Raw genomic sequence first — 11,576 nt, forward strand, 5'->3', positions numbered from 1 at the left:
AAAGCGATTTACTTCTCTAAAAGTTCCTTAAACTCATCAATGCTTATCTCCTTTTCTTTAACACTGATTTTGTCAAGCGCAAAAGCAAGTACTTTTTCGTTCTGGATTGAAGTAAGCATGTTCATATAGTTCTGACCTTCTTCACCTTTCAGGTAGTTGTCCACAAACATATCCATGCTGTCTTCCATCTGCGATCCAAGACCTGATGCGGCGAATTGCTCACGGACCATCTGCTTGGTTTTCTCGATTACTTCTTCGTGTTCAGCTTTGATTTCATTCTTGGTAGCGATCTCGTTAGAGATCAAAGACCATGTTAACTGTCTTGCGTAAATAGGGAATTCTTTTTCAATATCCGCTTCGGTTACTTTTCCGTCATTGGCAATCATCAGCCACTCTTTCAAGAAAGTTTCAGGAAGGTCGACTTTTGCAGCTTCTGTGAGTACCTTCTTCAGTTCTTCTTCAGTAAATACTTTTGATTCTTTGTCGTAATTGGCCTGAAGTGTCTCGCGTACCTTTGTAATAAATTCTTCTTCAGATTTTACTGCATCAGGGCCGAATATCTTATCGAAGAACTCTTGGTTCATTTCGGCAGTTTCTTTTCTGTTGATGTTTTTTACAGTCAACCTCAAGGCCCCATCAATGTCTTTAGCTTCTTCCCCGCTTAATCCAAAGGCCTCTTCCCACTGACCTTTTTTCACATCTTTAGCCTCGAATTCTACCTCAGCTTCTTTGCTTACACCGATGAATTTACCAGCTAGTTTTTTTGTGATTTTAGATAAATCTAATGAAACTGTTTTCTCAAAATCACCTTCAGCTGCTTTCAAGTCACCATAAATATGGTCGCCTTCTTCGCTCACTTCAGGGTTTGTGCTGTTACCATATTGAGATTTTAAGTTGTCAAGTGTATCATTGATCAACTTATCATCTACTTTGATTGAATATTTTGTTGCTTTGATCTTAGGATCAAGTGGAAGATCCACAGATTCCACAAACCCGATTTTATAATCAAATTCGAAATCCTTCTGTTTTTTCCAGTCGATTGCACCGTTTGGTTCTTGCGGAAGTGGGTCTCCCAAAATTTTGAAAGTTTGTTCTTTTAGATAAGTATTCAGTGATTCACTAAGGATAGTGTTGATCTCTTCAACAAGAACAGAGGTGCCATACATACTCTTCACCATTGAAAGAGGGGCCTTACCAGGTCTGAATCCCTTGATGTTAGATTTTTTGGCAAAGTCCTTAAGTTTTGCGTCAACCTTAGGTTGGTAATCTGCTTCGTTTAATTTAATTTTAATTGAAGCTTGATTTGCTGAATGCTTGTCTTGTGTGATTTCCAAAGCTCAAAATTTAATAATGAAGATTAACTAAAAACCCCCAATCCCTTTCCTGCAGTTGAAGACAGTTGAGTGATTGAGGGTTCGGTATATTGTGCGGATAGAGGGACTCGAACCCCCATGCCTCGCGGCGCTAGATCCTAAGTCTAGTGCGTCTACCAATTTCGCCACATCCGCAATACGTACAATTCAGAGTGGAAATAAGATTCCAAATCCAATTGTGGATGCAAATGTAGGTACTATTAAATAAAATGCAATAGTATACTAAAAAAAATATTTAACATTTGATACAAAATGAGTCTCTACCCATTTTTGTATTAAATTCCTCCTGTATGATTGAAGTGGACATAGAAGAAGAAAGAAAAGAAATACTCAAGCGGTACCGCAGATTATTGAGGCAAGCGAAGCCTATCTTAAAAGATGGAGACGCCAAGCTCATAAAAAGGGCATTTAATGTCTCACTGGACGCACATAAAGATATGCGCCGTAAGTCTGGTGAGCCTTATATCTATCACCCGCTGGAAGTGGCTCTAGTATGTGTCGAAGAGATAGGGTTAGGGACTACCTCTATTGTATCTGCCTTACTCCATGATGTGGTGGAAGATACCGAATGGGAACTTGAGGATATTGAGCGGGAGTTTGGCTATAAGGTTATGACTATTATAGACGGTCTTACCAAAATAGCCGGAGTTTTCGAATATGGAAGCTCTCAGCAAGCCGAAAACTTCCGTAAGATGTTGCTCACACTTTCCGACGATGTGCGGGTGATTTTGATCAAACTTGCCGATAGACTCAATAATATGAGGACGCTTGCCAGTATGCCGAGGCACAAGCAACTTAAAATCGCATCTGAGACCATGTACCTGTATGCTCCTTTGGCACATAGACTTGGACTTTATGCGATAAAGTCTGAGCTGGAGGATCTGTATCTGAAATATACAGACACAGCTACCTATAAGGATATTGTTTTCAAAATAAATGAGTCGAAATCCTATAGAAATAAATTTATCCGCAGCTTCATTCTGCCAATAGAGGAGGAACTGAAGAGGACTGGACTGAAATTCACTATAAAAGGAAGACCCAAGTCAGTTTTCTCCATATATAATAAGATGAAGAAGCAGGGGATACCTTTCGAGGAAGTTTATGATCTGTTTGCGATCCGGATTATTCTCGAAAGTGACCTTGAAAGTGAAAAGGCTGACTGCTGGCAAGTGTACTCCATAGTCACTGATTTTTATAGGCCAAATCCGGATAGGCTTCGGGATTGGATAAGCACCCCTCGTTCGAATGGCTATGAATCCTTGCATACCACAGTAATGAGTGGGACTGGACAATGGGTGGAAGTGCAGATTCGTACCGAACGTATGGATGAGATTGCGGAACGCGGATATGCTGCCCACTGGAAATATAAGGATAACTCAAAAGGAAATTCTGGGCTGGATGACTGGATTACTCAAGTACGCGGCTTACTGGAATCCAACGACGGGAATGCTATTGAGTTCATGGATGATTTCAGGGGGAATCTATTCCATGATGAGGTATTTGTTTTTACCCCCAAGGGGGATTTGAAAGTGTTGCCGTTTGGTTCTACGGCATTGGATTTTGCATTTGAAATCCACACAGAAGTGGGGGCAAAATGTATCGGGGCCAAAGTCAATCAGCGCCTGGTTCCTATTTCCCATAAGTTGAAAAATGGTGACCAGGTAGAGATTCTGACTTCCAACAAGCAAAAGCCTACAGAGGACTGGTTGAATAATGTGGTTACTTCTAGGGCAAAAGCAAAGATCAAGGACGCCCTGCGCGAGGATAAAAAGTCAGCAATTCTTGATGGAAGAGAGATTGTACAACGTAAGATGAAGCAGATGAAGATGGAATTCAATTCTGAATCTGTTGAAAAGCTAAGGGCATTTTTCGAGCTCAAGACAGCCAACGAATTTTACTACCGCGTAGGAATAGGGGCAATTGACCCTACTTCTATCAAATCATTCAAAGACTTTAAAGCAACACAAAAGCTTCAGAACAAATCAAGCCAGGAGAAAGTAAGGGATGAATCTACTTTTACCAAAGAGATAAAAAGCCTCAAAGGCCCTGATCATGATCAATTGTTGATCGGAGAGGATATGGATGTGGTAGATTATATTTTGGCAAAATGCTGTAATCCAATTCCCGGAGATGATGTCTTTGGTTTTGTTACCGTAAATGAAGGAATCAAAATCCACCGTACCTCCTGTCCGAATGCCCTGGAACTCCTTTCTAATCACGGCAACCGGGTAATCAAGGCGAGATGGACAAGTCAAAAGGAAATTGCCTTTTTGGCGGGATTGAGAATTATCGGTACTGACCGCGTAGGCTTGATCAACGACGTGACCAAAGTGATTTCAAATGAGCTAAAAGTAAATATGCGTTCTATCACAGTGGATTCGGATGCAGGGATTTTTGAAGGAACTATTAAGCTATATGTACATAGCACGGAGCACTTGGATAAGTTGATAGACAATCTGGCTGATGTCGATGGAATATTAAAGGTTTCAAGGTTTGATTGATGTAATGAATCTTTTCTTACTTACAAAAGTTATATTTGAAAAAATACCCAGCAAATGCCTTTGAATACAACTCACTTCGAAGAGGTAAAAAAAATATTTACAGCTTATCTTGAAGCCAAGAAGCTTCGCAAGACTCCGGAGCGCTATGCTATCCTTGAAGAAATTTATAGCCGAACAGGCCATTTTGATGTAGAGTCACTTTACATCAGTATGAAAAACAAAAACTACCGGGTAAGCCGGGCGACTGTTTATAATACGCTTGATCTTTTGGAGGAATGTGACTTGGTGACCAAGCATCAATTTGGTAAAAATCTGGCGCAGTTCGAGAAGTCATATGGTTATAAACAGCATGATCACCTGATCTGTACTGATTGCAACAAAGTCGTTGAATTTTGTGATCCCCGAATCCAGAATATTCAAAATACAGTAGGTGAGATTCTGAACTTTAAGGTACTTCATCACTCCTTACTATTATATGGTAATTGTACCAAAGAAAACTGTGATAATAGAAAAGAAGAAAATTCATGAAATTGAGCCTGTTAATGGCAGACAGGCATGACTCAAGAGTCACACACTGGGATGATTATCAACCATGCGAGATTCCATCTGACCGCTAAAAAACAAATTATTAACACATGAAATTGACATATACTACTACAAAGGATGAGCAAGCTCATTACCTCTTTATTCAGGGTGATTTGATTGGAGATGAAATGGGCCCCAAACTGGTGGAGGTTGTTTCCGATGCTGTGGAAGAGGGTGCCAAAAACTTTGTGGTTGATCTCAGCGAAGTGCGATATATCAGTTCCAGTGGAATCGGGCTATTGATCACCATGCTTACCAAGATGCGAAATAGAGATGGGGAAGTTTACCTGACTGCACCATCTGAGCATGTAAAAAAACTGTTGATAATCACTAAGCTGAACAATATTTTTACGGTTTTTGACTCAATAGATGATTTTAAAAAGAAGATGTAGCTCACTATTCTTTCTGGTAATTTGTTTATTGTCCTGTTCTGAGAAGGAAACAGCAGAGCAAGGTGTTTTTTTGACTGTTTCAGAGCGTAAGAAATTCCATATTGGAGAAAGTGGATTGGTTCCTGAGAGGTTTAGTGCGGTTTCCTTGGTCATTTTTAACGAGATAGTCCACTCTCTTGACAGTGTCTTTTTATCCGTTGACTCTGCTTGGGTCAAATGAGTATTGAGTCTTTGGAGATTTGGAATATCCTGCAATTTCAATAGAATCTTCTAATTCAAGTGAATTTGGTGCATTGGATGAAAGGAAAGAGTTGAACCAATTACTTATTTGGGCAATCCCGGAAAATATGTGAGATTCGTAAAAGGTGAAGAACAGATAGAATAGATAGAGACACCGTATTACCTAGAAGTTTTTGATTTGAATTTTAAGAAATTAGATGAGTTTAATTTGACAGAAATTAATCCCGATCTGGAATCCAAGTATTTGAATACCAACTATGATTTGATGTTCTGGGCCTAAGCCCAGCCAGATGAAGATGTGATGTATTATTACAACGTCAATCTTACTGATTCGAAATAATTACACTCTTTCCCTTGGTTTTCTATGGGCTTATCGCAAATTTCACGCTTCAAAAAGTCAAGTGTAACAGATAAGACCGCACATCAAATGAAGATGGATGTACTTCTAGGTCTCCAGTGGGGAGATGAAGGAAAAGGAAAAATAGTAGACGTATTAGCGCCTGAATATGAAATTGTAGCCCGTTTTCAAGGAGGTCCGAATGCGGGACACACCTTAGAATTTGACGGAATAAAGCACGTTTTGCATCAGATCCCATCTGGGATTTTTCGCTCACAGATACTTAATATAATAGGGAATGGAGTCGTGCTGGACCCAATTGTCCTTAAAAAGGAGATTGATGGATTGGGTAAATTTTCCATCGATTACATGAAAAATCTGGTGATTTCTAAGAAAGCCACCATTATTATTCCTACACACAAATTACTTGACGCTGCTTTGGAGCAATCCAAAGGTGACAAGAAAATCGGTTCCACCTTGAAAGGAATCGGACCCACCTATCAAGATAAAATCGGTAGATCTGCGCTCAGGGTCGGAGATATACTGAGCCCGGATTTCAAAGAAAAATACGAAACACTTGTAGCCAAGCATAAAACCACACTTTCATTCTATAGCCATCCATTAGAAGAATTGGCAGGTATGGAAGAGCAATTTTTCTCTGCGGTTGAGTTTTTCAAGACTTTGAATCTAATCGACAGTGAATATGTGGTAAATGAAGCGTTGGATTCCAATAAGAGAATACTTGCTGAAGGTGCTCAGGGTTCTTTACTTGACATTGATTTTGGAAGCTACCCATTTGTGACAAGTAGTACTACAATGACTGCCGGTGCCTGTACAGGACTGGGAGTCGCTCCTTCCAAGATCGGAGAAGTTTTTGGGATTTTCAAAGCGTACTGTACCCGAGTTGGTAGCGGCCCTTTTCCTACAGAGTTATTCGATCAGGATGGCCAGGATATGAGAAAAGAAGGCAATGAATTTGGAAGTACTACCGGGCGTCCAAGAAGGTGCGGCTGGCTGGATTTACCTGCATTACGTTATTCCATTATGATCAATGGCGTCACTCAGCTATTTATGATGAAAGGCGATGTGTTGAATATTTTTAAGGAAATTAAAGTATGTACACATTATGAATTGCCGGACGGAGAGAAAATTGACAGATTGAGCTTTGAGATTACTGAACAGGAAGTTAATCCAGTATATAAAACGATGAAAGGATGGAATTGCTCTCTTGAGAATATTCATTCTTATGAGGATTTTCCAGCTGAATTGAAGGACTATATAGAATATTTAGAAACTGAATTAAATGTTCCGATCAAATTGGTTTCTGTAGGCCCGGATCGTATCCAGACAATTCTGCGCTAATCGAAAACTTACGATAGAGGAAGCCCTTGATTTTAAATTGAGGGCTTTTTTATTGTGTCTCGTGCATGTCTACCAACTAGGTGGTGGAAGTCCACTGTGGGGGAATCGCCAATCACTAGCCAAGAGCAAGGGTGTTCAGCGCGAGGTGGAATATGAAGGAAGCCGGCGGTAGAACTCTGCGCCGAGGAACAGGAACCTTATCAGGCATATCTGATGGGATGAGACTGCAGCTCAAGTCAAAGTCCAATGATTACGTGGATATTAGAGTGTAAATGAGGGGGGATATGGAGTGAAAGTAGATTGTCTTACCGCGGGAGATCTCATGGACGTGTGGAAAAGTAGTATGAAACACGGAGTAAACCTTCATAAGGGTTTAACAGACGCCATAGTACCCGGATACGACAGAGCCGGGGAAGGCTGAACCTTTAGGTGCGAGAAGTGAATGGATATTACCGGATGAAAAATAGATTGCAGAAAATCTTCGAGGAAAAGACGTTCCCACAGAAGAATAGGAGGGAATCCGAAGACTATCTGGGTGGGCGGACTTTCATGTGGATAGCTGAAAAGAACCTCACAGAGAATGACCGATTGGGATGTGGACTGATGGAGTTTATTCTATCATATGGGAACCTGAATGCCACCTACCTACAGGTTAGGCGGACAAGGGGGCGGGAGGTGTTTGACAAGATGGAAGTCGAATCCATCAAGGATTATCTTATTGCAAACAAGGATGAACTGACAATGTTCATACTGCGGGGACAGTGAGGACAGATAGGGATTTTTCCCTATCTTCCTCGATTCTACATGATTAAAGTGTATTTTGGACATCCAAATTAAGCCGCCTTGAATAGAGAATTGCGCCTAGCTCTTTCATTTTTTTTTCTTGCTTTCCCATTTTTTGTAAAAGGGCAAGTGGGGTTCCCTTATTGTGAGTCTTTTTCAGATGGAAATACTCAGGCCACCACTGTGTTTGGAGGCACTGCCAAACTAGTTGATGGTGCACTGCGGCTGACAGAAGCTGAGACAAATCAGAATGGATATGTATATATAGATGTGCCTTTTTCATCTGCCTATGGCGTGAAGGCATCATTTGAATATTTCATGTACGGGGGAAGCGGGGCAGATGGGCTCACCGTATTTTTGTTTGATTCAGAAACCCGGAATTTTCAGCCCGGGGGATTTGGAGGCTCATTGGGCTACGCCCAAAAAGATGACGTGCCAGGTCTGACAGGTGCATATTTAGGATTAGGTTTTGACTCTTTTGGGAATTTCAGCAATTCCAATGAAAATAGAAATGGCGGATTTCTAGGTGGGAGTACTGCACGTTTTCCAAATAGCATCATACTACGACGAGGTGGTATCGGATTCAACGGCTATGATTTTGTGAATGGAAAAATAACATTTGATCCTCCCCCGGGGAATGCCAATATTGCCTTGGATGTGGAATTTCAATTTCCATTGAGTTCTGGTGGATTTGGTACCACTCGGGTGGAAGATCTGAATCAGCCGGGATATAGAAAAGTTTTTCTAGAGCTTGAGCCACATCCAAATGGCGTGGGCTATTTAGTAAAGCTTGAAATGGTCGTCACCACGGTCCAGAATGAACCTCGAACAATCACCATTCTCGCGGGTACAGCTTTTACTTTTGAAGCTCCAAAAAATCTAAAAATTGGTTTTGCAGCTTCCACTGGCGGTGAGACAAATATTCATGAGATTAAGAATCTGTTATTGGAAGTTTCCAACCAAGAAGGGTTGCTAAATCCCCAAGGAGTTGATTTTTCTGATATCGTTTCGTGCGAAGGACAGGAAAATCAATACTTTATCACAGACGAGGAAGTAGTTCTGCCTAATGAAAACAGCGAAATTCGTTGTTTGCAATTTTACCGTTCCTTAGAAGAGGTTGAGGAGGAAACTGGAGATTTGTGTGCACAGGGTAAGTGTAAGGAAGATACCAGAGAGCTGATTTTACCAGAGGGGACTTTGAGAGCGGGGGAAAGTGGTGGGGATTATACTTTTTTTCCTAACGAAGGATTTGCTGGGCAAAGTGTTACAGTCTATTATACCATTACAGATACTTACGGCAAAAGTTCTACGGGAAATGCCATGACCTTGAAAATCCACGAATCTCCAGAGCCAGTTAATATTTATGTAGAAGGTCTTCCGGATCTTGTAGATGAAGTGAAATTGTGTGGAGGCGAAACTGTGGACCTTATTTCCGTTGGAAATGATAGTTACGGGCGTTATGAGTGGTATAAGGATGATGTGCTCATTGATGGAGCGGAATCAATGAAATACACGGTGCATGATGCTGGTGAATACTCGGTAAAAGCCTATAATAGGAATTGTCCGGCTATTTCCAATTCGATTTTGGTGAGTTTTCCTGAGTTTCCAGAATTTGAATTCGTATCTCCAATAATAAGTTGTACGCCTGGGGAGTCAGTAGATGTGACTCTTGGTATTGTCAACTATGACCCTGTTACGTATGATTATAAGCTTTTTGGCAAGGGGCAAACATATTTAGACGATGAAATGAAAGAAGTTTTTCTTTCCGGTGAGTATTCCTTGCAGGTTAAACATGCAGACCTGGATTGCTACTCCTCACCCGAGCCATTGCAAATTAGTATTCCTGAAGAAGGGCTTGTTGCTGATTTTGAATTTGAAATTCAGGGAACCGGGGTGAAAGGGGAGGAAGACGGAGGCTTTTTTCCAGATGATATTTTTCAGTTTACGGATAGGTCCTCACGCGATGCTGTAAGTTGGAATTGGGATCTAGGCGATGGTTCGGTCTCCAATGAGAAAAACCCGAGCCATGTTTATGGTAAAAAAGGAGACTTTGATGTGACACTTATAGTTACTAACGAATTTGGATGCAAAACCACTGTGATTAAAACCGTTTCGATTTTACGGAGCTATAGATTGATGTTCCCAACTGGCTTTACACCTTTAGCTAGTGAGAACCGATTTTTCGTCCCAAAATCAAAGGGTTTGGTTTCAGGAGAGTTATTGATTTTTAATACGTGGGGAGATCTCATTTTCCAAACCGATGATTTAATGACTCAGGGCTGGGATGGTAAATTGGAAGGAAAGCTGCTAAATGCCGGTATTTATGTTTACAGATATAACGGTTTAGCTACTGATGGAGAGAATGTGACCAAGACTGGTAAATTTAAACTGATCAGATGATGCGGATTTGCCTGATTTTTATTGTTGTCCTTCTCTCAATTTTAGAGGCTTTCAGCCAAGATATTCAGTATTCCCAATTTTATGCTAATCCTTTTTATCTAAATCCTGCTTTGGCGGGGAGTACCGGGCTTACGAGGGTAGGAGTTAACTTTCGAAATCAGTGGCCTGCATTGGATCAAAGCTTTATTGCTTATACTGCTTATGCTGATCATTTTTCAACAAAATATAATTCCGGATTTGGAATAGTAATTTCAGGAGCCAAAGAATCCTTTACCCAAAGTACTGCTTCTGAAATAGGGTTGGTATATAGCTATAGATTACGAGTTGGGGAAAAGCGTTTCCTTCATATGGGAGCACAGGGAAGTTTTTTATCGAGAGATGTACTTTTTGACCGGGTGATTTTGGGGACACAATTAGATATAGATAAAGGAGTAATAGTTGGGGAGCCGGGGGTGGGCTTCACCGGTGACAGTCAAGTGAGGGCAGCTGATCTGAATACAGGGCTCTTATATTATGAAGACATGTTTTGGTTTGGGGTTTCGGTTTTTCATTTGTTGGAGCCTCAGATTAGCTATTTGGAAATTAATTCAAACAGACTGCCGGTCAAATATTCTTTTCAGGGAGGAGTGAGATTTAAGCTAGCACCGGGAAATATCAATGATTACTTCAATAATACCGACCAGGAAAGGTCGCTTGCTTTTGCCTTTAATTATAAATCGCAGGGAGCTTTTGATCAACTTGATCTAGGTGCAGAGTTTTTTTTCGAACCTCTGATCCTGGGTTTATGGTATCGAGGTCTTCCCACCAAGTATAATTTGCCCAATAATGAATCTTTAATTGGGTTAATCGGGGTCGAGTTGGATTCAGGTTTGGACTTTGGGTACAGCTATGATTATACCATTTCTAGGTTGGGGTTGTGGGCGTCGGGCGGGGCTCACGAAGTTTCCGTTAGGTATGTTTTTTCTTCTCATGACCCCCGCAAAAAGTATTATCCACCACTTCCTACATTTAGATATTAGAGAAATGCCATCTTTATCAGAATAATATTTTGCTAAAGGTGATTTTATTGAAATGTGTTGTTGGTAGGAGCATAGTTAGCACCTAAGAATTAGAATAATCTTCTTTACATATTTTTCTCTATTGTACTCAGGTAGTTATGGGAAATGACTAATTATTTTCAAGCCACTCCTTGCTGTTTCATTAAAAGTCCTGATATTTGCACTCCCAAACGACGCAGACGGTGTTGCGGGAACGGGAGGGAAACCTCCAAAGAAGTATTGAAAGGAATTAATTTTGCTTAGGTTTGTGGAAGTCAGCAATGCTGCCTACCTTTGCGGACCTGTCTGAGGATGGGGTAAAGGCAGAGGGGTTAAGCTTCTGAAAAACTTTACAAATTAATTTCACAAAGGTTGTTGCGGGATAAAAAATAACGCTTACCTTTGCACTCCCTTCAGCAAGGAAGGGAAAAAACGGGGCAGAAATCGGAAGGTTGAAGCAGCTGTCAAGGGTCACAAACGGGTGGCACTAAGTTCTTTGAAGTGATGTAAGACGAAAAAAAATAGTAACCTGAGAACAGACAGGGAGACGTCCATGGGATTTGCTG

The 11,576-nt window shown here is 40.9% G+C and carries 8 protein-coding genes and 1 tRNA gene; 7 read left to right on the top strand and 2 right to left on the bottom strand.

The features are described from left to right. Positions 1–8: 8 nt before the first annotated feature. Both tig and AS141_RS22505 read right to left on the bottom strand, forming a co-directional pair. Positions 9–1,334 (bottom strand): trigger factor, encoded by a 1,326-nt coding sequence (gene tig / locus AS141_RS22500; protein ID WP_057939964.1) that lies wholly within the window; start codon positions 1,332–1,334, stop codon positions 9–11. A 92-nt stretch (positions 1,335–1,426) separates the two neighbouring features. After that, positions 1,427–1,508 (bottom strand) — tRNA-Leu (locus AS141_RS22505). A gap of 155 nt (positions 1,509–1,663) precedes the next feature. Here AS141_RS22505 and AS141_RS22510 point away from each other — a divergent pair. The 7 genes from AS141_RS22510 to AS141_RS22545 all read left to right on the top strand — a co-directional run bounded on the left by AS141_RS22510 (position 1,664) and on the right by AS141_RS22545 (position 10,992). After that, positions 1,664–3,874 carry a RelA/SpoT family protein gene (locus AS141_RS22510; protein WP_057939965.1) on the top strand — a complete coding sequence of 737 codons (2,211 nt, stop codon included), beginning with the start codon at positions 1,664–1,666 and terminating at the stop codon, positions 3,872–3,874. Positions 3,875–3,928: 54 nt separating this feature from the next. Then, positions 3,929–4,402: a Fur family transcriptional regulator gene (locus tag AS141_RS22515; protein WP_057939966.1), complete on the top strand. Its 474-nt coding sequence runs from the start codon at positions 3,929–3,931 to the stop codon at positions 4,400–4,402. A gap of 107 nt (positions 4,403–4,509) precedes the next feature. Then, positions 4,510–4,851: an STAS domain-containing protein gene (locus tag AS141_RS22520; protein WP_057939967.1), complete on the top strand. Its 342-nt coding sequence runs from the start codon at positions 4,510–4,512 to the stop codon at positions 4,849–4,851. A 667-nt stretch (positions 4,852–5,518) separates the two neighbouring features. Further along, on the top strand, positions 5,519–6,790 hold the full coding sequence (locus tag AS141_RS22530; protein ID WP_057939976.1) for an adenylosuccinate synthase: 1,272 nt from the start codon (positions 5,519–5,521) through the stop codon (positions 6,788–6,790). 456 nt (positions 6,791–7,246) lie between these two features. Further along, positions 7,247–7,555: a hypothetical protein gene (locus tag AS141_RS22535; protein WP_057939969.1), complete on the top strand. Its 309-nt coding sequence runs from the start codon at positions 7,247–7,249 to the stop codon at positions 7,553–7,555. Between the two features lie 78 nt (positions 7,556–7,633). Beyond that, entirely contained in the window at positions 7,634–9,973 is a 2,340-nt protein-coding gene (locus AS141_RS22540) for a PKD domain-containing protein (RefSeq protein WP_057939970.1), read from the top strand. Then, complete coding sequence (locus AS141_RS22545) at positions 9,970–10,992, top strand: PorP/SprF family type IX secretion system membrane protein (RefSeq protein ID WP_057939971.1); 1,023 nt, start codon at positions 9,970–9,972, stop codon at positions 10,990–10,992. Before AS141_RS22540 ends, AS141_RS22545 begins: the two co-directional genes overlap by 4 nt. Positions 10,993–11,576 lie beyond the last annotated feature (584 nt).

The sequence above is a fragment of the Algoriphagus resistens genome (assembly GCF_001442615.1).
Classification (GTDB): Bacteria; Bacteroidota; Bacteroidia; order Cytophagales; family Cyclobacteriaceae; genus Algoriphagus; species Algoriphagus resistens.

Bases quoted from the DNA above. Each gene is read 5' to 3' on its own strand.
- AS141_RS22510 (WP_057939965.1), top strand. From the start codon at position 1,664: ATGATTGAAGTGGACATAGAAGAAGAAAGAAAAGAAATACTCAAGCGG.
- AS141_RS22515 (WP_057939966.1), top strand. From the start codon at position 3,929: ATGCCTTTGAATACAACTCACTTCGAAGAGGTAAAAAAAATATTTACA.
- AS141_RS22520 (WP_057939967.1), top strand. From the start codon at position 4,510: ATGAAATTGACATATACTACTACAAAGGATGAGCAAGCTCATTACCTC.
- AS141_RS22530 (WP_057939976.1), top strand. From the start codon at position 5,519: ATGAAGATGGATGTACTTCTAGGTCTCCAGTGGGGAGATGAAGGAAAA.
- AS141_RS22535 (WP_057939969.1), top strand. From the start codon at position 7,247: ATGAAAAATAGATTGCAGAAAATCTTCGAGGAAAAGACGTTCCCACAG.
- AS141_RS22545 (WP_057939971.1), top strand. From the start codon at position 9,970: ATGATGCGGATTTGCCTGATTTTTATTGTTGTCCTTCTCTCAATTTTA.